Raw genomic sequence first — 20,991 nt, 5'->3', positions numbered from 1 at the left:
AGGAATACGGATATATGATGCGCAGTTATACACATTTGTTAAGCCTGTTACTCCTGATCAGCAGCCTGCTGATCAGCGGCTGCGCAACCAATAACAGCGGTTTTAAAATCAGCCAGTTGGCCAAAACCGATATTGATACGGTGACCGATGCCCATATTACCGAACTGAAACGTCTCAACCGGGAACTCGCCGCTAAGCTTTATAAACGCAACCCCCGGGAACTGATGAAAGCCGGTACTGCTGATATCACTGCGCGCATCGACCTGATGTTTAACCGCGACAGCCCACAGCGACAGGCAGAAATGAACAGCCTGGATGGCATTGATGCCGTGCCGCTGGCCTTTGCTGAAGATTATCAGGGAGACAGGGTATATGCGCTAATGGCCGGTATGATCAGCATGCTGGACGCCTCATATAACTACAAGGATGAGTTCTTTCTGCTGGACGAACTGGACCATCAAAAGCTCTACAACAGTGCCCGTAACCTTGAAACCATCGCCTGGCGGCTGAACAGCCTGAAAAAAGAAGATGGCGATTTGTTTCTGTTAAGTAACGGTGTCAGCCCGCAGGGTGTAAAAAACCTCAGTTTTGAACGCATCTTCGGCAAGATGATTGCCCTGCAGGATATGATGGCCAATCTGGTAGCCGGCAGCAGTAACCGCACGATCACTAAAGTGGTGCACAGCGTCGCCTCAACAACCCTGTTACCGATTTAACAACCAGTCACATACCGGCTGAATCTGCGCCGGCATCATCAGCGCCGGAGCATGTCCGGTCGCGGCAATTTTAAGAACATCCAGCTGCGGATTCACCTGCTGCATATGGTCGACACTACCGGCCTCCAGCAGGTCAGAATCTTCTCCCCAGATAAGTAACTGCGGACAACGCACCTGCGACCAGAACGGCATAAGATCAATATCCTCATGCGGACTGGTTTTCAGACCTTCTGCGATTCGGGGATCATAATGCAGATGCAACCTGCCGGATTCATCCGTCCGGTGCCCACACTCAGCCAGATGCCGCCACTGCCGGTCTTCTAAATCATGAAAAGCCCGATAAGTGTTACGCATATACGTTTCCACGGCTGAGAGCGAATCAAAACCGTGGTCACCCATATATATCGCAATCCGTTCTAGCGCTGCAGCAGGAATCCGGCAGCCCACATCATTCAGCACCAACTTATGAACAGGCGTCTCAGGTAACGATGCCAGTATCATCCCGATAATGCCTCCCATGGAGGTTCCCAGCCAGTCTACCTTTGCAAGCTGCAAATGCTTTAGTAAAGCTTGCATGTCCTCCACATACAGCGGCATATCGTACTCAAGGTCTGCCGGTAACCAGTCGCTCACGCCCCGGCCAACCACATCAGGGCAAATCACCCTGTACTCACTGCTCAGCTGTTCAGCAATAAAATCGAAGTCCCGTCCGTTCCGGGCCAGCCCATGGACGCACACCAACACTCTGGGATTATCTGCTTTTCCCCACTCATGGTATGCCATACGGTATTCTGCACCGCGCTGTAAGGTTAAATAATGTGTTTGCATCAGATTCCATCCTAACTGTCTTAGCCGGCAGCGTCGTTAAATACTCCCCGGGCTGTGTAAAGTAATGTAAACACAACTGTGGATATCTGTCTTCATTCCCCAGGAATGTATTATGATTCAAAGAGTAGATCACTTTTGACAACTAAAGAACTGAGCCAACATGCCAACAACCCGCAAGCCATCCCCGCTGGCCAAATTTCTGTTGCCAGTACTATTTATCGTCCTGGGCGTTGGCAGTCTGCTTTACCTCAATAACAACAAAGCAGCGGTACCCGCGAAGCCGGTTAAAGAAAAAATCTGGCGGGTAAAAGTACAGCAAGCTGAGTTTTCCCAGGGCCAGCCTGAGCTTACATTATTCGGTAAAGTTGAATCGCCCCTCAGCAGTAATCTGACAGCCCCTTTAACGGCTTATGTCAGCCAGCGTCTAGTTGCGGAAGGTAATCGGGTAACCAAAGGCCAGGTACTGGTCAAGCTGGATGACCGGGATGCCCGCCTGCTGCTGGATCAGCGCAACGCCGAGGTACAGCGTATTGAAGCTCAGATCGGCGCTGAAGATGTCCGTTTTGCCGCGGATCAGAAAGCTCTGAAAATCGAACAAGAGCTGCTGACCATCAGCCAGCGTACACTGAACAGATACCAGAACCTCAGCAGCCAGCAGGTCGCCAGCCAGAACCAGCTGGACGATGCACGCCGCACCCGTCAGCAACAAGCCCTTTCACTGAACAACCGCCGTCAGGCAATTGCAGACCATCCAAACAGACTGGCACAGCTAAATGCCCAGTTGTTGCAGGCTAAAGCCCTGCAGGCCAGTGCCGCGCTGGATGTCGAACGCAGTGAAATAAAAGCCCCCTTTGATGGCCGCATTACACGGCTGGAGGCAGCTCCCGGAGACCGGGTGCGCGGCGGTGATCAGATACTCAGCATGTACAGCGATAAAGATCTGGAAATAAGAGCACAGCTACCGAACCAGTATCTGAGCGAAATCCGCGCCCAGTTAGCACAGCAGGCAGGCATTCCCGCAACCGGCCAGCTAAACGGACAGAATATTCCCCTCACACTGGACCGCATAGCCGCAGAAGCCAACGCCACCCGCCCGGGTGTTGATGCGCTGTTCAGTGTTAAGCAACAGGACCAGGTACTGGAACCCGGACGCTCACTGGCAATGACCCTGACACTGCCGCCTGTTGAGCGCAGTCTGATTATTCCGCCACAGGCACTTTACGGTACCAACCGTATCTACAGAATTACAGACGGCCGTCTTGAAGCGCTGGAAATCCAGAGAATCGGCGATACCTCAGTCAACGGCAAAGCAGGTATTCTGATAACCGCCAGCGACTTGCAGGAAGGCGATAAAATTCTAGCCACCCAACTGCCCAACGCAATTTCAGGCCTGCGGGTCGAGGCAGCGGAATAAATCATGAATACTTATCAGGGCCCCCTTAAAAACCTCACCACGCTGTTCACCAGCCATAAGGTTGCCGCCAATTTGCTGATGCTGCTGATGATACTGAGCGGCATCTGGGGCCTGAAAAAACTTAACACCCAGTTTTTCCCCAGCTTTGAGCTGGACGTTATTACCATTGCAATCGTCTGGAGCGGTGCCGCTGCCGAAGACGTCGAACGCTCGGTTATATTACCCGTCGAACGGGAACTGAAAGCCGTCAGTGGTATAGACACACTGTACTCTACAGCCACTCAGGGAGCGGCCTCCATTCGGCTTGAACTGGAAGAAGGCAGCGACAGTGCCTTCATTCTTGATGAGGTCAAACAGAAAATAGACGGCCTCAGTAACCTGCCTCAGGAATCGGAAACGCCGATTATTCAGCAAGTCATCCGCTATGAGAATATAGCCAGTCTGCTGATCACCAGCAAACAGGGCAGCCTTGAAGAACTCCGGCAACTGGCCAGAAAATATGAACGGGAACTGCTGAGACGCGGCATCAGCAAGATCGACTTTATCGGCATGCCTGAGGAAGAAATTGCCATACAGGTCTCCTCTGCCAAACTCCATGAACTGGGCTTATCCCTTGACCAGATAGCCAGCAGAGTCAGCCAGCGCAGCCTGGACATTCCTGCCGGAACAGCCGCGAAAGATGACGGTTCCCGTCTGGTACGCGGCCTCAATCAGCAACGGGATGTTGAAGGCTTTAACCAGCTGCCCCTGCTCACTGAAGAAGCAGGCCGTTTAATCCGTCTAGGAGACATCGCCGATATAGACTGGCGCATGCAGGATGATCAGATTTATCTGACCTATCGCGGCAGCCCTGCCATTCAGTTACACCTGCGCCGTACCGAAAACAGCGACACTCTGGAAGCCGCCGGGATCCTGCGGGACTGGCTTACAGAACAGGAAGGTCAATTGCCGGACGGCGTTCAGCTGATCCCGTTTGACGAAAGCTGGAAACCCATTCAGGACCGCATCAACCTGTTGCTCAAGAACGGCCTGGGGGGCCTGATTCTGGTTATTGCCACCCTGTTCCTGTTCCTTAACGCCCGGGTCGCCTTCTGGGTAACCATCGGTATTCCGGTGTCCTTCATGGCAACTCTGGCGGTGCTTTATGGCATCGGTGGCAGCATCAACATGATCAGCCTGTTTGGCATGATTATGGCGGTAGGGATCATTGTTGACGACGCCATCGTCGTCGGTGAAGACACCCTGACCCATCTGCAAATGGGTGAACCCGGATTACAGGCAGCCATCGGCGGCGCTCACCGGATGCTGGCGCCGGTTATGGCCTCATCACTGACAACCATTGCCGCGTTCCTGCCGTTACTGTTAATCGGCGGCATTATCGGCAACATTCTGATCGACATTCCCACCGTTGTTATCTGTGTCATTGTGGCATCTGTGATCGAATGTTTTCTGATACTCCCCGGCCACTTACATCACAGCCTGCACAAAGCCAGCGACCTCCAGCCATCGAAATTAAGAAAGCGGCTGGATGCCGGATTTGAGCGCTTCAAGCAGGGGCCGTTCAGAGGCGCTGTTGAAACCGCAATTATCTATCGCTGGTCAACCATCTGTGCAGCCATTGCGTTACTTACCCTCAGCGCCGGTCTGATCTCTAGCGGCCAGTTGAAATTCACCTTTTTCCCCGCCGTTGAAGGGGAAACCATGACTGCGAACATTCAATTCAGTGCCGGCACCGATGCCAGCAAAGTGGATAACTTTCTCCAGCATCTGGATACGACATTGCGGGAAACCAATGATGATCTGGGGGGCGACCTGGTCGTCGTGGCTCTGCAAAAACATGGTCAGAGCAGCACATCCCGTAACAGCAGCCGGGCAACACGGGGAGATGAATTCGGTGCGTTATTTGTCCAGTTAACCCCTGTTGATGACCGGGAAGTCAGTAATTCTGAATTTGTAAAAACCTGGCGTGAAAAGATCATTCAGCCCGCCGGCATTGAAAAATTCACCATCGACATCAGCCGTTCAGGCCCACCGGGGAAAGCCATTGAAGTAAAACTCAGTGGCCAGGACGTTGAAACGCTCAAACAGGCATCCCTCGCGGTGCAGTCAGCCCTGCGAAAATATGCCGGCATCAGCAATGTGGATGACGACCTTCCGTTTGGTAAATCACAGCTGATTTATGCCCTGACACCCGCCGGTGAAACCGCCGGACTCAATCTTCAGTCTGTCGGGCGACAGCTCCGCGCAGCGCTGGACGGGCAGCAGATTCAGGTATTCTTCCGCGGTGAAGATGAAGTAGAAGTTCGGATGGTATTACCGGACGCTGAACGTAACCGCCTCAGCGCCCTTCAGCACTTGCCGGTGATATTACCTAATGGCGATACATCACCGCTGGCGAATGTTGTCAGCTTCACTGACAAGCAGGGACTCGACCGGTTACAGCGGATCGACGGCCAGCTGGCCATTAACGTAATTGCGGATCTCGACGAGTCCGTCGCCAACGCTAACGAAATCATCGCCGACTTCCAGGCTAACCAGTTGGGGGAGATCCTCGCTGAGTATGGCATCACTGCGACATTTGAAGGTAAAAATAAAAATCAGCGCGAAACCCTCTCAGACATGAGGACCGGCCTGTTTCTCGCACTGCTGCTGATATTTATCATTCTGAGCTGGGTGTTCTCTTCTTACAGCTGGCCACTGGCTGTGATGCTGGCCATTCCACTGGGGCTGACCGGCGCAATTTTAGGTCACTTCCTGACTGGCCAAACCCTGACCATTCTTTCTTTATTCGGTTTTTTTGGTCTGTCCGGTATCGTCATCAACGACTCTATCGTGCTGATCACCTTCTATCAGAAGCTGAGAAAAATGGGACAAAGTGTGCATGAAGCCATTGTCGAAGCCGCCTGTCAGCGCTTACGGGCAGTGCTTCTGACGTCACTGACCACCGTTGCAGGTCTGGCACCGATTCTTTTCGAAACATCCCGTCAGGCACAGTTTCTGATCCCGATGGCAACCTCGATCGTCTTCGGCTTGTTATACGGTACAGTCCTGATTCTGTTAGTCATTCCGGCACTTCTGGTGGTAATAGAAAATGCCCGGGCAAACCTGTTCTGGCTGCTGGGAAAGAAAGACCCTTTACATCAGGAAAACACCGCCAGTAAGCAGACGGGCTAAAGATAACAGTCGATCAGCGCTGCCAGCTGAAGTTTTTGTGCAGCGCTGTTATAGATAAAGCGCATGCCCCATTCATACTGATGCTGCGACAACCTGCGTACATGCACCAGCCGGCAATGGCACTCAATATTTTCGCCATCCAGACAAAAGCCGACCATAAACTCACTGCTACGCTGTGACTCAGGCCGGTCAAGCCGTAAACTTCTGACTAACGCCTGTTCACCCTGAACCGTAATGCCACCCAAGCTGATATTAGTAATCTTTGCTAACGCGGGTTGTTCCTCCAACGGAACTCCATACATGCCAATCTGCGCTGTCAGATCAATCGCCACCCTGGGATGTACCCGATTCTCTGCAAACATAGAAGTCTTTCGCACCTAAAACACTGTGTAACACCCTGATTATAGGTGAACATTCGACAGGGGATATATCCATACGCATGCAGACAAAAAAATCCCCTGTGACAACTGGCCCGGACAAGCCCGGCCACACAGGGGAAAGATCAAGCTCCATAAGGACACAGACCGGACAATCCAGGTTACCGGTCTGCGGTGAGTACCGTTACTGATCAGCCATGGCCGGTCAGTAACAGTAAACCTGTTTTATGCCGTTACTGAACCCCCAGAGATTTCAGAGTCTGAATGGTCAGCTGGCCGATAGGTAACTGATTATCCTGCTGATAAGCCTCCACGGCCGCCATCGTCTCCTGACCGATCACACCATCAATTGGCCCCGGACTGTAACCCCGGCTGTTCAGCGCCTGCTGTATCTCAGTGACAATGCCCGGATGGGTATTGGTTTCACAGAGAATTGAGCGCCATTCCAGCCGGGCATCAGCGACTTTTACCCGCTGGCTGACGGTTTCATACTGCGCCGGAATCTCCACAACCTGCTGCGAAGGGGCTTCAGCCAGCCGTTTTACCCGTACCGTTTCATACACAGCGGGAGTGACGACCTCACGGGTAGTTTCCGGCGTGTCAATCACCCGGCGTTCAACCGTTTTATATTGCGCGGGAATTTCAACTTCGCGGATCTGTTCAGGCTCAGCAAGTACCTGTCGGGTAACCGTCTGATATTCAGCGGGGACTTCCACCAGGCACATGATTTCGCCGGTTGCCGCATCAATCCGCTCAATCGGACCACGGCCTTTCTTCCAGATCGTATGCGCCGGTTTAATCAGAATCTGCTCTGTTACCGTTTCATAGCGGGCCGGTATTTTCTCCAAGCGGGTACCGGCTTCCTGAATCAGCACCTGCTCAGTGACCGTTTTATAGGTGGCCGGAACGATCTCCAGATGAGTATGGGCTTCTTTCACCAGCACCTGCTCTTCAACCCACTCATAGCGGCCCGGCACCACATCAATACGCTGATCGGCGGAGGCGACTTCAACGGTTTGTTCTTCGGTTTTATACACCGCCGGAATCACTACCCGGGCATAACATTCGCCGGGCTGCGGATTTGGAGGCAACAGGCTGTCATCTGCCGGGTTCTGCTGCAAACTGGCTACCAGCGTTTCCAGCTCAGAGTTATCTTCCAACGCCTGCATACGGGCCTGATCGGCCTGCTGATACTGAGTGTGCAGCGCGACATATTCCGCACGGGTAACAACACCCGCAGAGTCAGAACCCGGACCAGACGCACATCCGGACAACACGCCGGCAGATATTACAGCCGTCGTGATCAAAGGCAGTTTTTTCATAACAAAATCCCTGTTAAATAGTCTTCCGTAAACGCCAGATAAACCTGACAGCTGAAAAGACTAGATCCCAACGCCTGAACCCACTGTGAACTGTCATTTTTTGTACAATACAGCCCCCAAAGGTGCCGTATTCTGCTAGTTTATACGCCCCCTTATCCGCTATAATTGCCAGCCTTAATGACCACGCGCAATATACTGACAAAACATCTGTGCTAATGCAGTTGCAGTGCTGCGTCCGTTGGTCCGCCAAAGGCGACGGTACCGGGAATCCATTTAAGGCAGATCCATGAATCCAGATTTACAAAAGCTTCAGCCCTACCCATTTGAAAAACTGACCAAGCTGAAAAATGCAGTCACGCCACCGGCGGAGCTGGAGCACATTGCGTTATCCATCGGTGAGCCAAAACACCCTTCTCCGCAGTTCGTTCTGGATGTCTTTACTGAGAGCATGGGCCGCCTGGCAAATTACCCGACAACCGCCGGTATGCCGGAACTGCGTCAGGCCATTGCAGACTGGGCAACGCGCCGCTTCAAACTGCAACCGGGCAGCCTGACAGCCGCTGATAATATCCTGCCGGTAAACGGTACCCGTGAAGCAATTTTTGCCTTCACCCAGGCCGCTGTTGCCCGTGCGCCGGAAGGTGAAGCAACACCGCTGGTTGTATCACCGAACCCGTTCTACCAGATTTACGAAGGCGCGGCTTATCTGGCCGGTGCTGAACCTCACTTCCTGAACTGTACCGCTGATAACGGTTTTATTCCTGACTTTGATGCTGTCGATGCATCCGTCTGGGAACGCTGCCAGCTGTTGTTCCTGTGCTCGCCAAGCAACCCAACCGGCGCAGTGACCGATCTGGAAACCCTGAAAAAGCTGATCGCCCTGGCCGATAAGTACGACTTTATCCTTGCCAGCGACGAGTGCTATTCCGAAATTTACCTTGATGAAGCCCAGCCACCGGTTGGCTTGCTGGAAGCCTGTGCGGTTCTGGGGCGTCACGACTTCAGCCGCTGTATCGTATTCCACAGCCTGTCCAAGCGTTCTAACCTGCCGGGCCTGCGTTCCGGTTTCATCGCCGGCGATGCAGCATGCATTAAACCGTTGCTGAGCTACCGTACCTACCACGGCTGTGCCATGTCGATTCCGAACCAGCTGGCCAGCATTGCCGCCTGGAATGATGAAGCCCACGTGCTGGAAAACCGCGATAAATACCGCGAAAAATTCCAGACGGTGGTGGATATCCTGTCACCGGTAATGGACGTTAAATCACCTGACGCCAGCTTCTACCTGTGGGCCAAAACACCGATCGCTGATGATCAGTTCGCACAGGGCCTGTTTGGCCAGCAGAACGTAACCGTCCTGCCGGGCCGTTACCTGTCCCGTGAAGTGGATGGTCAGGTGCCCGGTGAAGGCTATGTCCGCATGGCACTGGTTGCCACCATTGAAGAATGCGTCGAAGCTGCTCAGCGCATCCGCGCATACGTTGAATCTCTGTAACAGGAATATACTGATGACAACTCTGTACGGTATTTCTAACTGTGACACCGTGAAAAAAGCCCAGCGCTGGTTAGACGCACAGGGCATTGAATTTACCTTCCACGACTTCCGCAAAGACGGTCTGGAAAAAGCGCAGCTGGAACAGTGGACCAGTGAACTGGGCTGGGAAAGCCTGGTGAACAAGCGCAGCACCACCTGGCGTCAGCTGGAAGACGATGTAAAGAACACACTGGATGCCGCATCTGCCGTAGAGGTAATGCTGGCCAATCCAACTCTGATTAAGCGTCCGGTTCTGGATTTGGGTGACAGCCGTAAACTGGGATTCAAAGACAGCGATTACGCATCTTATTTTTAAACATTAAGAACTGGGCATAACGTCACGGCACCGCCGGACGGGCTGTTGCAGTTAAAAATAAATACTGAGGTTAAAACTATGAGTACTTTTGCACTGGGTCTGGGCGTTGGTAGCCAATCTTCCACTGGCGAGCTGCTGGAAGTCTACTTCAACCAGCCACTGCTGAACCCTTCCGACGAGCTGGTTGCTGCTGTTGCAGCAAAAGTAGGCTACGAAGGCGGCAACCAAAATATTCAGTTGAGCGCTGAACAACTGAATGATCTGGAAGCGGCGTTCCTGTCTGTAGACGCTGAAGATCAGGCAGAAATCGTTGAAGTATGTAAAGGTACTCAGCAGCCAATGATCCTGACCATTCTGGCCACCGATGACGAGCCACAGGGTACTGCAGACGCTTACCTGAAACTGTCCCTGATCTCTAACCGTCTGGTTCAGCCACACGGTGTTAACCTGACAGGCATCTTCGGCAAGCTGCCTAACGTTGCCTGGACCAACGAAGGTGCAATCTCCCTGGCGGACCTGCCTAAGCGTCAACTGGCTGCCCGTGCTCAGGGTCGCATCATCGATGTTCACTCTGTTGATAAATTCCCGAAAATGGCCAACTACGTTGTACCGGCCGGTACCCGTATTGCAGCGACTTCCCGGGTACGTCTGGGTGCACACGTGGGTGAAGGCACTACGGTTATGCACGAAGGTTTCATCAACTTCAATGCAGGTACTCTGGGCGTGAGCATGGTTGAAGGCCGTATCTCTGCAGGCGTTGTGGTTGGTAACGGTTCTGACCTGGGCGGTGGTTGCTCTACCATGGGTACTCTGTCCGGCGGTAACAACGTGGTTATCTCTGTAGGCGAAAACTGCCTGATGGGTGCTAACGCCGGTCTGGGTCTGCCTCTGGGTGACCGTTGTACTGTTGAAGCTGGCCTGTACGTAACTGCCGGTTCTAAAGTTACCGTACTGGATGACCAGAACAACGAAGTCAGCACCGTTAAGGCTGCTGAACTGGCTGGTAAGCCGGACCTGCTGTTCCGCCGTAACTCTCAGAACGGTCGCATCGAGGTGAAAACCAACAAGACTGCTATCGAACTGAACGACGAGCTGCACGCACACAACTAAGCAGCCCTGCGTCCTTTATCAGGCCGCTCCGGCCTGATCAGTAACCCCGGTCACGTACCGGGGTTCTCGTCTCAATCCAATTATCAGGTACCCCGATGTCCCATTCCCCCACTGTTGAACTGGCTAAAGAATTAATCTCTCGCCGCTCTGTTACCCCTGAAGATGCAGGTTGTCAGGAGCTGATGATCAAACGCCTGGAAGCCATGGGGTTTGTCATTGAGCGCATGCAGTTTGAAGACGTGAGCAATTTCTGGGCCCGTCGCGGTACCGAAGGTCCGGTTTTCTGTTTTGCGGGACACACCGATGTAGTGCCAAGTGGCCCTGAAGAAAAATGGAGCCACCCTCCATTTGAGCCGGTCATTGAAGACGGCTTCCTATGCGGCCGGGGCGCTGCCGACATGAAAGGCGGCATTGCCAGCTTTATGACGGCACTGGAACGTTTTGTTGCCCACCACCCGAACCACAAAGGCTCTATTGCCCTGCTGATCACCAGTGACGAAGAAGGCCCGTTCATCAACGGTACCACCCGGGTAGTCGATACGCTGGAAGCCCGTAATGAAAAAATCACCTGGTGTATCGTCGGTGAACCGTCCAGCACCTCACAGGTAGGCGATATCATCAAAAACGGTCGCCGAGGCTCTATCAGCGGTGAAATCACCGTTAAGGGTAAACAGGGACACGTAGCGTATCCCCATCTGGTGAAAAACCCTATCCACATGACAATGCCGGCATTTGCGGCGCTGTCTGCTGAAGTGTGGGACGAAGGCAACGAGTACTTCCCGCCAACCAGCTTCCAGCTTTCCAATATTCACGCCGGTACCGGTGCCAATAACGTGGTTCCGGGCCATCTGGAAGCGAAGTTCAACTTCCGTTTCTCTACCGAGCTGACAGACGTTGAAATCAAGGAACGTACCCACGCCATTCTGGATGCACACGGTCTGGATTATGAACTGACCTGGATTCTCAGCGGTCACCCATTCATCACCGGTGAAGGTAATCTGGTAAATGCCTGTCAGGGCGCAATCAAAGCCATTACCGGCCTTGATACAGAGCTGTCTACCTCTGGTGGTACTTCAGATGGCCGTTTCATTGCCCCGACAGGTGCTCAGGTGGTGGAACTGGGGCCGGTTAACGCCACCATTCATCAGATCAATGAGCGGGTAAAAGCTGAAGATCTGGATACCCTGTCTTCAGTGTACGAAAATATCATGGCCCGCTTACTGGTTGATGAGGCCTGATCCTTGTTCTCTCTGAACTGCCCAAGCTGTCAGGCTCCCCTGACAGCCACTGATAAAAACCTGCGCTGCCCGGCAGGACACAGCTTTGATGCTGCCCGGCAGGGCTACTGGAACCTGCTGCTGGCACACCAGAAACGTTCCAAAGATCCCGGCGACAACGCAGAGATGGTTGCCGCCCGGAACAGCTTTCTGGCACTGGACCACTATCAGCCCCTTTCAGACCGGCTTAACCTGCTGGCGGGCGAAACGCTGACCGGTAACCAGACGCCCCGCATATTGGATATGGGTTGCGGTGAAGGCTATTACACCAGCCGTTTGCACCAATATCTGACCGAAACACGCTCCGAGGATGCTGATCAGCCTTTTCAGCTTGCCGGTCTGGACATATCCAAACATGCAGTCAAAGCCGCCTGCCGGCGCAGTAAAGTGGTTACCTGGCTGGTCGCCTCCGGGGCAAACATGCCAGTGGCTGACGCTTCCGTGGATCTGCTAACCGTGGCTTTCAGCCGGCTGATGCCGGAAGAATTTGCCCGGGTGCTTAAACCGGAAGGCCACCTGATTATCGCCTACCCTGGTGATCAGCACCTGCGTCAGCTGCGGGAAATCATCTACAAAGAAGTCCGTGAGTCAGGCTTTGCACCTTCAGCGGTGCTGGGAGATGCCTTCACAGCTGTTTCAGAGCAACAGGTCACCTATGACTTCGAACTGGGCTCTCAGACAGAGATTCAGCAACTGCTGGCAATGACCCCTCACGGCTGGCGGATTAAGCAGGACGTGCGTGACACTCTCAGCCAGTTGCCATCCCTGACGCTGACACTGGATGTCCGGCTGGCCCTGTTCCGGCGTACGGATAACCGCTGACATGCGCCTGAGAACCCGCATCAAACTTGCCCTGATCCACAGAGCGGACCAGGGTAAACAGAATCTTATGATTCTGATGACCGGTGCGGGCACCTTCCTGATTGGCTTTCTGCTGATGAACTTTGCGGAATATTTTCTGCTCAGCTCCGTCACTCAGGAACTGATCGCCCTGCTGGGGCTTATCCTGGCAATTGTGGGAGTAATTATTGCCGCCTTCGGCTATATTTGTCTGAGTTTTTTGCGGATCTTCCGCGTCATCAACACTGATACTGCACACAGCAGCAAGAAGAAAAAATCATGAGCGAAACAGCAACGACACGTCATCCGGATATCGAAATTTATGTCAAAAGCCGTAACCTGGAAGAGATCTGTCAGTGGCTGAACGGCGTCTTCTCTGCCGTTGAACTGCAACATTCACAGGGCACCGTGCATCAGTACCGCACCGGCTGCGGCATTCCGGTACTTATTCATGAAAAAGTCTCAGGCAAAGCCTGGACCAGTGTCTGGTTCGATTCCGACAGCACTCCCTGGGAAAAAGATCTGGACTGCGCGGTCGTTGCCAGCCAGCAAATGGACACTGAAATCCGCTGCATTGCCGGCGGCTGGAATGATGGTGATGACCCGGATGAATGGTGGAAAGTAACAACCGACCGCGAAGCCACTAAAATGCAGTGGCGCACCTGAAATCAGGCAACTGCGCTGAACTGTGAGCGGGATTCTTCAATCTCGCTGATCATCAGGTTACGGGAAGACGTCAGCCCGATCCGTGCATAGGTATCAGCCGCCAGCGCCTGATTCTCCGGCATAATCGTCTGGGTATGAACATGGCTCAATACATAGGCCATATCGGCAAAGTTATTGCTGCCTACCGAGGTATTCAGCCGGCCAACAATTTCTTCATTATATAAAGTATCCGGATCCGGATAGCTCAGTTCATCAGTTGCAGGCAGCTCAAACACAGCACCGCTGCTTACCTTCTTTGCCGCCTGATCTTCGCTGGCAGAAATCATACTCAACAGCATAGAGAACTGCGCCCCCTGACCATTCTGAACCGCGTGGCTCAGGGTCGAGGTATACGTCTCGATCTGTTGTTCTATGCGTTCTATCTGCATGCTGAAGTCTGTTACTTGCCTGATGTTTCATTTTCAATTTAATATTAGTCGGCGCCGGGGAAATTTTCTTTAGCCTGATTTCCCCTGTTATCCGTAAAAATTCTTCATCGAATATCAATAAGTTAACTTTTACCGTCTGAGCTTTTCCATGTCCCGTTACCGTCCACCTGCACCGCCAAAATCCCGTTATATTACTGCCGCCGGTGCTGCAGCAATGAATGCCGAACTGAAGTATCTGTGGAAAGTTAAACGCCCGGAAATCACCCAGTCCGTTAAAGAAGCGGCCGCCCAGGGCGACCGGTCAGAAAACGCCGAATACATTTACGGTAAAAAACAGCTGCGGGAAATTGATCGCCGGGTGCGTTACCTGTCAAAACGGCTGGATGTATTAACCGTGGTAGACCGCATTCCCGATGACCGTGAAACAGTATATTTTGGGGCCTGGGTAGAGATTATCGATGAAGAAGACAAACAAGCCAGATACCGGATTGTCGGCCCGGATGAAATCGGTGAACGCCCTGACTACATAAGTATGGACGCCCCCATGGCTAAACAGTTACTGAAGAAAAAGGTTGGCGACGAATTTGCTATTCGCCGCCCGGATGGTAACGAAGTCTGGTACGAAATTACTGCTATCGAATACCTGCCAGACCCGGAATAAAGCCCTTCAGGCCGCTGAATCTACATTATCATCAGACTTCTCGGCCAGCTCCAGATGGCCCGGATGGCGTCCAAACATACGCTTGAGCATTGGAATAAAAAATTCCAGTGGTTTGGTCGGATAATCCGGATCGAAGGCATTCTGATCATAGTGATGGCAGAAGTACTTACAGTCTTCGTAGTAAGGGCTGTCTTTATACTTCTCCCGGGCATGTCGGTCACCGCCCAGATGGTGATTATAGTAATACCCCTGAAACACACAGTGATGCTGAATAATCCAGTGCACCTTCTCACTGACGTAAGGCTTGAGAATCGCCGCCGCTACTTCCCCATGGTTATAAGGTGCAACGATATCGCCAATATCATGCAACAGTGCCGCCACCACCAGTTCTTCATCGGCATTATCGTCATAGGCGCGGGTCGCCGACTGCAGTGAATGCTGCAGACGGTTAACCGGGTAAGCCGTCCAGGGTTCATCCAGTTCTTTGAGCTGAGCAACCAGACGATCCACCAGACCGGCATTGTACTCATCCTCAAAATCCATGATGGCGGCAAACTCTTCTTTACTGGCGTCTTCCATCCGAATCCACGTGGCTTTATAACTCTTATCCATTGTTCCTCACCCCGGGGCTTATTGTGATTTTTCTGTCAGTAAACTCTAGGCCCTTTACAGTGAAAAATAAAACGAATAGATTTTGTCGATCTGATAACTAATTTTAATCAGCAGGTCTGTATGCATAATGATGCCCTGAATACCTTTCTGACCGTGGCCCACTGTGGTGGATTTCACGCCGCCGCGGAACAGCTGCATATTACCCAGGCAGCAGTTTCAGCCCGTATCCGCAGCCTTGAAAGTCAGCTGGATGTCAGCCTGTTTGAACGGGGCCCGGGAGGCAGCCAGCTCAGTGAAGCAGGCAAATACTTGTTGCCTTATGCCGAACAGATGCAAACCACCTGGCAGCAGGTTAGCCGGGATCTGAAAGAGCGCTTTACTGATCATATTGCCCTGCGCTTAGGAGCCCAGCTGAGCATCTGGGAACAGCGCCTGATCGACTGGGTAATTTGGATCGAAACAGAACACGGCAAACTCCCCATGACGCTGGACTTTGATTACCACCGGGATATGAATCAGGCGGTACTGAATCGCCTGGTGGATGTTGCCATCAGCCACCAACCAGGCAAAGACAACAGTCTGATCAGCTTTCCTTTGCAACCGGAAAAACTGGTACTGCTGGCCCGGCGCGCCTGTCATTTTAACGACCCGGATCTGCCTCGCTTTATCGACTTCGACTTCGGAGAAGACTATCACCGGGAAGTAAACGCAGTCCTGCCGGACAGCCAGCGCCTGCATGTTTTCTCCGGTAACAGCGCCATGGGCTTACGCTACATCATGGCCAACGGCGGCATGTCGTATTACCCGTTGCGTCTGGCGCAACAGTATCTTGAGAGCGAACAGTTACACCCGGTAAAAGATGCACCGGATATCGCACTGCCCTGTTATCTGACCTATCACAGAGACAATCCCCACAAAGGACTGATTGAGGAGATGATTCAGGCATATTTTCAGCGCTGAACTGCTTCACACATCAGCGCAGAATTCAGGGGATAAGTTCAGAGAGATAAGTTCAGACTGATATTTTATCTGTCGGCAGATCCTGGCTGACATCACAGACACTGGCCAGATATTTCTGCAGACTGATATCGTCCCGCTGTGGGTATTTATCATGAACAAATAACAGCACTTTTATCTGCTTTCCTCTGACATCAACCAAACACACAACTAACTACTATATATTAGGTAGAGTTCCCAACTGGTGAGAATTCCCCCTATGCGATAGTATTGATGATAATCATGAATTGAGCTTTGAGCATCGAGAACTCATAAAGTTGTATGGACTGCACAGGAACAGAATAAGGAATGAAAGCGCCATCCCTACCACGCATAGAAGAAGAAATAACCGATATAACTTCGGTATCTCAGCTAAATAGCAACAGCTGTGCACTTCTAAGACGTATTGATTTTAAAAAAGGTGATCATACCAAAAAGCCTCTTAAACTAACTAAAATCACTTTCATAAAGTGCTTGTTTTCACGTGAACATATCCAAGATTTGACATTCGAAGATTGTCGTTTTGAAGATTGTCAATTTGTAGGCACTAAAATCATCGAATGTAAATTCCACCGCTGCACCTTCGTTGACTGTAATTTCTTTAAAGCTTTTTTATCTCGCACATACATAGATCCCACTTTATTTAGGTTCAATAGTAAGTGGCGAAAATACTGGCCCAATGTAAATACAAGCTGGTTTCAAAACTTGTACCGTAATGCTATGGATCAACATCAAGAAGAATTTGCCCGAGCGGCTGATAAAAAATTCCTTTTCTATAAGCGCTATGAACACTTAAATGGCAAAAATAGAAATACAGTAAAGTTTTTACGTGGTTTTTTATACGATTGGATTCTTGGTTATGGATATGGCATATTAAATTCGCTCATAGTCACTCTTGCACTACTTATTTCATTTGCCATACTCATGCTCGGGCAAGCCCAAAGTAACAGCAGAACACATCTTGACTTTATAGAAATGATTTATTTTTCTATTGTTTCATTTACGACTGTTGGTTATGGGGAAATCACACCTATTCATGAAACCTTCGCTCTGTCTATAACTATTGCATTCCTATTTCTGTCAGTTGCATGGGGAGCTATTGTAACTGCTGTAATTGTAAAACGGCTGGTGAGATAAATGACCTATATTGTTCTAAAATGCGGTTCTGCAGCTCGGGGAGATACAAATACATATAGCGATGAGGACTATGTTTGTATTTACCAAGCAGAATCCCCTCCTCTTGCTTTACTTAAAAGATACAAGGACATAAGTTTTTTTTCTGACGCTAACATTAAACTTATGAAAACAAGAGGTTCACTTTTTATTGTCCATCTAGATACTGAAGCACATACAGTAGAAGGAGATGAGCGTCTCCTTTCTCTTATCAAAGAATTCCGTCCTAAAAAATCATCAATCCTCAGTTCGCGGCAACCTTCAATCAACTTTATTAATTCAATAGAGTGGTATCCAAGTACCCCTGATGGAATCTTATGGTTAATGGATGTGTTATATGTCGCGTTTCGCAATATTTTATACTGTGATAATGCTTTAAATGGCATTTATAATTTTGGTCTAGAAAAGTCTATGTTTTACAAGGGGCTTAACTCAAATGATGCCTCAACACTTCGAAAAATTCGTTTAGGAAAATATGCTTTTCGTAGCGAGAACGTTAAAAACCTTGGTTTTATTGGCCCTGATAGTGATTCCTTAACAGGTTTGATGCAAACACTGACAGGATCAACCTCGAATATTTCTGAAGGTGGTAAAACCAAATGGTGGAAAAATTGGAAGTACGACTACTGGGATGAAAGGCTTATTGAAAGAGCAATAATAAATGAAGAAATTAATGCTCCTTATTTTATAAATCAACTAAAGAAACACAACTACAATCGTCGGGCTCTACCAACGGAAGCCAAAAGGCTTGTTGAATCTGGCAGATATAATCAGAATGATCGCTTCGGTATCTGAATAAATTTTGTTAAATTCTTATCCAAGATTAAACCCACTGTGTATAAAATCAAGTACCTTTTAGCACTCTTATTTTCACCTTAACTTTTTCCCTTGATACTTTTAATCTATTACTACCCAGAGGAACAGAATAAATAGTAAACAAAATAGAACTAACTACTTTATAGCACCTAATTATTTATGAAAGTCCATTTTTAATTAACATGGCCGCAATTATCCACATGGTCATGCCGACCAGTATGTCCAGTTTTTGCCAACTGGCCGCACTTTTAAACCAGGGTGCCAGCAACCGTCCGCCCAGCACCAGCGTCAGGAACCACAATAGCGATGCCACACAGGCACCCAGCGCAAACCATACAGGCTCTTCACCCGGCAACTGGCCACCAATACTGCCTAACAGAACTACCGTATCCAGGTAGACATGGGGGTTCAGCAAACTTAGCGCTGCAGTGGTAACAATTGCCCCCTTTAATGACAGGGTTTTAATCTTTCCGGCGTTTAAACCTTCCGGCCGCCAGGCCCGGTGGAACGCCAAGACCCCGTACCCCAGCAGGAACAGCGCACCGCCCCAGGTAGCCACATCCAGTAAAACCGGTGCCTGACGGATCAACGCCCCCAAACCAAACACCCCTGACACGATCAGCACCGCATCAATACAAATACACAGCCACGCAACTGTCATGGCATGCTGCCTGCGTAGTGCGCTGCTCAGCACAAACGCATTTTGCGAACCAATCGCAATAATCAGGCTGGCCCCCAGCCCCATACCTTTAAAAAACGGCAGTACTAACATCACTCACATCCACTACATCACTGATCGGAAGCGCCACTATGCGAAAAACACCTTAATTAGTAAAATTAAACATTTTACTTAATAATTAATAATTCTAATTACCGATTTGCTCACAGCCGGATTAATTACTCATGATTGATAACAAAGGCCTCTGTGCATTCATGGCGGTTATTCAGCAGCGTAACTTTGAAAAAGCAGCGCAGCAGCTGTTTATCACACAGTCAGCGGTATCCCAGCGGCTGAAACTGTTGGAAGAGCAGCTCGGGCAAACCTTACTGATCCGCACCCCGGAAATCGCCCCTACCCGGGCCGGACAGGCCCTGCTTAAATACGCTCAGAACCTGCAACAGCTGGAGCATGCTCTGCAGCATGAACTGGAGCCCCAGCGCCAGCAATCCTGGGTGCAGCTATCGATAGGTACCAACGCCGATACCCTGGCCACCTGGCTGCCTCAGGCACTGGCTCCCTGGTGCCAGCAACACAAAGTGTTATTACAGCTGCATGTGGATGATCAGGATCAGACCCACCACTTACTCCACAGTGGCGAAGTGATGGGCTGTATCAGTTCACTGGATAAACCGGCCCACGGCTGCATCAGCACTCCGATGGGCAGTATTGAATACCATTGTGTCGCCAGCCCTGAATTTCACCGGCTGTATTTTTCAGGCGATATCTGCGCCGAACAGTTTAAGAAAGCTCCGGTGGTGTGTTTTAACCCTAAAGATGCCCTGCAGCACCAGTACCTGAAAACCTACTTTCAGCTGGATGCTGACCAGCTACCCCGGCATCAGGTGCCATCCTCTGAAGGTTTTCTGGAATGGATACGTCTGGGCATGGGCTGGGGCATGGCGCCCAAGGCTCAGGTTGAGCAATTACTGCTTAACGGAGAGCTTACCGAGCTGACACCCGGTAAAACAGTAACAGTCCCGCTTTACTGGCATCAGTGGCGGGTCAGTAGCGGTCTTACCGATGCACTCAGAACACATATACTGGCGTACACCCGCGGCTGATTCAGCGGGTCATTTTCTTAACGAACACCACCACGAACAACGCCAGGGTAAAACTGCCCATCAGAGCCTCGCAGGCAGCAAACAGCCTCGACAGCCCCAGTGGCGTGATATCGCCATACCCCAGCGTAGTAAAGGTCACCACACTGAAATACAGGCTGTCCAGAAACGCCGTTGCATTCTGCTCCAGCCCGGAGCCGCTCCGGTAAGCCAGCTGTTCACCGGCAAAACTGACACCCGAAACGAAGTACAGCATGGCGAATAACAGAATGATGATATTACTGAAGACGATAACCCGCAGCGGCTGTTCGCCATAGCCACAAAACAGATCCACCAGCTTGGAAAATAACCGTGGTGCCGACCACTTTGGCATCTGCTTGCGCCGCACCACCATTTCCCGTTCAAAGAAATAACCGGCCTTCTGGAACAGACCTTCTGTCTCAAACACTTTACGCAAATGCCGGTAAATCTCTTCTGCCTGCTGATAAAGATCCTGACGTTCCTCTTCAGTGGCCGCAACCTCTGCCTGCTGTTCCTGCAGCACTTTATCTCCCCAGATCACATGTTCCAGCTTGGCATGGTTAAAGCGGGTACCTAACAGATTACAGCCCGTGAGGTTGGCACAGTGAAGATTCGCCCCGGTAAGATCCGCTTTCATCAGCGAACTGCCGGAAAGATCGAGCATGAAACAGTGCGCGCCTCTGAGATTTGCCCGGTAGAGATCTGCATTATGTAAACGGAACCCCTGCTTAGCATGATGATTCACCAAGCTGATATTCGACAACTCACAACCGTTAAGCTTGAAGCCTTGCATAGGCCGCCCTGAACGGGCCCGCTTTTCCAGCTTTTCTGTCAGATTCTCACAGTCCCGGTTTTCCCCGCTGATCCAGGCTTCATCCGTTTCCTCTATCCGCTCTGCAACTTCACTAACTGTCATAAACAACACCTCTGG

At 51.0% G+C, this 20,991-nt stretch carries 22 protein-coding genes; 15 read left to right on the top strand and 7 right to left on the bottom strand.

Translation table 11 applies throughout. The features are described 5' to 3' along the window. Positions 1-14 precede the first annotated feature (14 nt). Positions 15-716 (top strand): hypothetical protein, encoded by a 702-nt coding sequence (locus JYB63_RS18200; protein ID WP_205659339.1) that lies wholly within the window; start codon positions 15-17, stop codon positions 714-716. Here the strand turns inward: JYB63_RS18200 and JYB63_RS18195 are convergent. Beyond that, positions 705-1,544, bottom strand: a complete 840-nt coding sequence (locus tag JYB63_RS18195; protein WP_205659338.1) for an alpha/beta fold hydrolase — start codon at positions 1,542-1,544, stop codon at positions 705-707. The genes JYB63_RS18200 and JYB63_RS18195 overlap by 12 nt on opposite strands. A 160-nt stretch (positions 1,545-1,704) precedes the next feature. Between JYB63_RS18195 and JYB63_RS18190 the strand changes: the two genes are divergently transcribed. Both JYB63_RS18190 and JYB63_RS18185 read left to right on the top strand, forming a co-directional pair. Then, complete coding sequence (locus tag JYB63_RS18190; RefSeq protein ID WP_205659337.1) at positions 1,705-2,958, top strand: efflux RND transporter periplasmic adaptor subunit; 1,254 nt, start codon at positions 1,705-1,707, stop codon at positions 2,956-2,958. A 3-nt stretch (positions 2,959-2,961) separates the two neighbouring features. Then, a complete protein-coding gene (locus JYB63_RS18185; RefSeq protein ID WP_205659336.1) occupies positions 2,962-6,132 on the top strand; it encodes an efflux RND transporter permease subunit in 3,171 nt (1,056 codons plus the stop codon). Here JYB63_RS18185 and JYB63_RS18180 read toward each other — a convergent pair. Beyond that, positions 6,129-6,494 (bottom strand): PilZ domain-containing protein, encoded by a 366-nt coding sequence (locus JYB63_RS18180; RefSeq protein WP_205659335.1) that lies wholly within the window; start codon positions 6,492-6,494, stop codon positions 6,129-6,131. The two genes, JYB63_RS18185 and JYB63_RS18180, sit on opposite strands and share 4 nt — an antisense overlap. Positions 6,495-6,742: 248 nt before the next feature. After that, positions 6,743-7,831 (bottom strand): peptidoglycan-binding domain-containing protein, encoded by a 1,089-nt coding sequence (locus tag JYB63_RS18175; protein ID WP_205659334.1) that lies wholly within the window; start codon positions 7,829-7,831, stop codon positions 6,743-6,745. Between the two features lie 286 nt (positions 7,832-8,117). Here JYB63_RS18175 and dapC point away from each other — a divergent pair, with 286 nt between their 5' ends. The 7 genes from dapC to JYB63_RS18140 all read left to right on the top strand — a co-directional run bounded on the left by dapC (position 8,118) and on the right by JYB63_RS18140 (position 13,574). Next, positions 8,118-9,326 carry a succinyldiaminopimelate transaminase gene (gene dapC, locus JYB63_RS18170; protein ID WP_205659333.1) on the top strand — a complete coding sequence of 403 codons (1,209 nt, stop codon included), beginning with the start codon at positions 8,118-8,120 and terminating at the stop codon, positions 9,324-9,326. Between the two features lie 13 nt (positions 9,327-9,339). After that, positions 9,340-9,681 carry an ArsC family reductase gene (locus JYB63_RS18165; RefSeq protein WP_205659332.1) on the top strand — a complete coding sequence of 114 codons (342 nt, stop codon included), beginning with the start codon at positions 9,340-9,342 and terminating at the stop codon, positions 9,679-9,681. Positions 9,682-9,759: 78 nt separating this feature from the next. Continuing rightward, a complete protein-coding gene (dapD, locus tag JYB63_RS18160; protein ID WP_205659331.1) occupies positions 9,760-10,791 on the top strand; it encodes a 2,3,4,5-tetrahydropyridine-2,6-dicarboxylate N-succinyltransferase in 1,032 nt (343 codons plus the stop codon). Between the two features lie 95 nt (positions 10,792-10,886). Further along, a complete protein-coding gene (gene dapE, locus JYB63_RS18155; RefSeq protein ID WP_205659330.1) occupies positions 10,887-12,029 on the top strand; it encodes a succinyl-diaminopimelate desuccinylase in 1,143 nt (380 codons plus the stop codon). Between the two features lie 3 nt (positions 12,030-12,032). Then, on the top strand, positions 12,033-12,890 hold the full coding sequence (locus tag JYB63_RS18150; RefSeq protein WP_205659329.1) for a putative RNA methyltransferase: 858 nt from the start codon (positions 12,033-12,035) through the stop codon (positions 12,888-12,890). A 1-nt stretch (position 12,891) separates the two neighbouring features. Continuing rightward, positions 12,892-13,191: a hypothetical protein gene (locus tag JYB63_RS18145; RefSeq protein WP_205659328.1), complete on the top strand. Its 300-nt coding sequence runs from the start codon at positions 12,892-12,894 to the stop codon at positions 13,189-13,191. Next, positions 13,188-13,574 carry a hypothetical protein gene (locus tag JYB63_RS18140; RefSeq protein ID WP_205659327.1) on the top strand — a complete coding sequence of 129 codons (387 nt, stop codon included), beginning with the start codon at positions 13,188-13,190 and terminating at the stop codon, positions 13,572-13,574. The genes JYB63_RS18145 and JYB63_RS18140 overlap by 4 nt, the downstream gene beginning before the upstream one ends. Before the next feature lie 2 nt (positions 13,575-13,576). Here the strand turns inward: JYB63_RS18140 and JYB63_RS18135 are convergent, their stop codons facing one another. After that, positions 13,577-14,002 (bottom strand): hypothetical protein, encoded by a 426-nt coding sequence (locus JYB63_RS18135; protein ID WP_205659326.1) that lies wholly within the window; start codon positions 14,000-14,002, stop codon positions 13,577-13,579. A 148-nt stretch (positions 14,003-14,150) separates the two neighbouring features. Between JYB63_RS18135 and greB the strand changes: the two genes are divergently transcribed. Continuing rightward, positions 14,151-14,663 carry a transcription elongation factor GreB gene (gene greB / locus JYB63_RS18130; RefSeq protein ID WP_205659325.1) on the top strand — a complete coding sequence of 171 codons (513 nt, stop codon included), beginning with the start codon at positions 14,151-14,153 and terminating at the stop codon, positions 14,661-14,663. A gap of 6 nt (positions 14,664-14,669) precedes the next feature. Here greB and JYB63_RS18125 read toward each other — a convergent pair whose 3' ends face one another. After that, positions 14,670-15,275 (bottom strand): HD domain-containing protein, encoded by a 606-nt coding sequence (locus tag JYB63_RS18125; protein WP_243432058.1) that lies wholly within the window; start codon positions 15,273-15,275, stop codon positions 14,670-14,672. 120 nt (positions 15,276-15,395) lie between these two features. On the opposite strand from JYB63_RS18125, the gene JYB63_RS18120 reads away from it, so the two are divergent. The 3 genes from JYB63_RS18120 (at position 15,396) to JYB63_RS18110 (ending at position 18,239) form a co-directional block, all read left to right on the top strand. Beyond that, positions 15,396-16,235 (top strand): LysR family transcriptional regulator, encoded by an 840-nt coding sequence (locus JYB63_RS18120; protein ID WP_205659324.1) that lies wholly within the window; start codon positions 15,396-15,398, stop codon positions 16,233-16,235. A 345-nt stretch (positions 16,236-16,580) separates the two neighbouring features. Then, a complete protein-coding gene (locus JYB63_RS18115) occupies positions 16,581-17,408 on the top strand; it encodes an ion channel (protein WP_205659323.1) in 828 nt (275 codons plus the stop codon). Next, complete coding sequence (locus tag JYB63_RS18110; RefSeq protein ID WP_205659322.1) at positions 17,409-18,239, top strand: hypothetical protein; 831 nt, start codon at positions 17,409-17,411, stop codon at positions 18,237-18,239. It begins immediately after the preceding gene. A gap of 178 nt (positions 18,240-18,417) precedes the next feature. Here the strand turns inward: JYB63_RS18110 and JYB63_RS18105 are convergent, their stop codons facing one another. Continuing rightward, positions 18,418-19,032, bottom strand: a complete 615-nt coding sequence (locus JYB63_RS18105) for a LysE/ArgO family amino acid transporter (protein WP_205659321.1) — start codon at positions 19,030-19,032, stop codon at positions 18,418-18,420. Positions 19,033-19,163: 131 nt separating this feature from the next. On the opposite strand from JYB63_RS18105, the gene JYB63_RS18100 reads away from it, so the two are divergent. After that, entirely contained in the window at positions 19,164-20,042 is an 879-nt protein-coding gene (locus JYB63_RS18100) for a LysR family transcriptional regulator ArgP (RefSeq protein WP_205659320.1), read from the top strand. A gap of 1 nt (position 20,043) precedes the next feature. Here the strand turns inward: JYB63_RS18100 and JYB63_RS18095 are convergent, their stop codons facing one another. Continuing rightward, entirely contained in the window at positions 20,044-20,976 is a 933-nt protein-coding gene (locus JYB63_RS18095) for an ion channel (protein ID WP_205659319.1), read from the bottom strand. Positions 20,977-20,991 lie beyond the last annotated feature (15 nt).

This window comes from Aliamphritea spongicola, assembly GCF_017051665.1.
Taxonomy (GTDB): Bacteria; Pseudomonadota; Gammaproteobacteria; order Pseudomonadales; family Balneatricaceae; genus Amphritea; species Amphritea spongicola.
Note: the sequence above shows the minus strand (reverse complement) of the source record. Positions and strands in the feature narration are given on the sequence as shown.

Excerpts from the sequence above, each read along its gene's own strand:
- JYB63_RS18165 (WP_205659332.1), top strand. The coding sequence starts at position 9,340 with ATGACAACTCTGTACGGTATTTCTAACTGTGACACCGTGAAAAAAGCC.
- JYB63_RS18190 (WP_205659337.1), top strand. The coding sequence starts at position 1,705 with ATGCCAACAACCCGCAAGCCATCCCCGCTGGCCAAATTTCTGTTGCCA.
- JYB63_RS18120 (WP_205659324.1), top strand. The coding sequence starts at position 15,396 with ATGCATAATGATGCCCTGAATACCTTTCTGACCGTGGCCCACTGTGGT.
- JYB63_RS18135 (WP_205659326.1), bottom strand. The coding sequence starts at position 14,002 with ATGCAGATAGAACGCATAGAACAACAGATCGAGACGTATACCTCGACC.
- JYB63_RS18115 (WP_205659323.1), top strand. The coding sequence starts at position 16,581 with ATGAAAGCGCCATCCCTACCACGCATAGAAGAAGAAATAACCGATATA.
- JYB63_RS18185 (WP_205659336.1), top strand. The coding sequence starts at position 2,962 with ATGAATACTTATCAGGGCCCCCTTAAAAACCTCACCACGCTGTTCACC.
- JYB63_RS18195 (WP_205659338.1), bottom strand. The coding sequence starts at position 1,544 with ATGCAAACACATTATTTAACCTTACAGCGCGGTGCAGAATACCGTATG.
- dapC (WP_205659333.1), top strand. The coding sequence starts at position 8,118 with ATGAATCCAGATTTACAAAAGCTTCAGCCCTACCCATTTGAAAAACTG.
- JYB63_RS18110 (WP_205659322.1), top strand. The coding sequence starts at position 17,409 with ATGACCTATATTGTTCTAAAATGCGGTTCTGCAGCTCGGGGAGATACA.
- dapD (WP_205659331.1), top strand. The coding sequence starts at position 9,760 with ATGAGTACTTTTGCACTGGGTCTGGGCGTTGGTAGCCAATCTTCCACT.
- JYB63_RS18095 (WP_205659319.1), bottom strand. The coding sequence starts at position 20,976 with ATGACAGTTAGTGAAGTTGCAGAGCGGATAGAGGAAACGGATGAAGCC.
- JYB63_RS18105 (WP_205659321.1), bottom strand. The coding sequence starts at position 19,032 with ATGTTAGTACTGCCGTTTTTTAAAGGTATGGGGCTGGGGGCCAGCCTG.
- JYB63_RS18200 (WP_205659339.1), top strand. The coding sequence starts at position 15 with ATGATGCGCAGTTATACACATTTGTTAAGCCTGTTACTCCTGATCAGC.
- JYB63_RS18175 (WP_205659334.1), bottom strand. The coding sequence starts at position 7,831 with ATGAAAAAACTGCCTTTGATCACGACGGCTGTAATATCTGCCGGCGTG.
- JYB63_RS18145 (WP_205659328.1), top strand. The coding sequence starts at position 12,892 with ATGCGCCTGAGAACCCGCATCAAACTTGCCCTGATCCACAGAGCGGAC.
- dapE (WP_205659330.1), top strand. The coding sequence starts at position 10,887 with ATGTCCCATTCCCCCACTGTTGAACTGGCTAAAGAATTAATCTCTCGC.
- JYB63_RS18125 (WP_243432058.1), bottom strand. The coding sequence starts at position 15,275 with ATGGATAAGAGTTATAAAGCCACGTGGATTCGGATGGAAGACGCCAGT.
- JYB63_RS18180 (WP_205659335.1), bottom strand. The coding sequence starts at position 6,494 with ATGTTTGCAGAGAATCGGGTACATCCCAGGGTGGCGATTGATCTGACA.
- JYB63_RS18140 (WP_205659327.1), top strand. The coding sequence starts at position 13,188 with ATGAGCGAAACAGCAACGACACGTCATCCGGATATCGAAATTTATGTC.
- JYB63_RS18100 (WP_205659320.1), top strand. The coding sequence starts at position 19,164 with ATGATTGATAACAAAGGCCTCTGTGCATTCATGGCGGTTATTCAGCAG.
- greB (WP_205659325.1), top strand. The coding sequence starts at position 14,151 with ATGTCCCGTTACCGTCCACCTGCACCGCCAAAATCCCGTTATATTACT.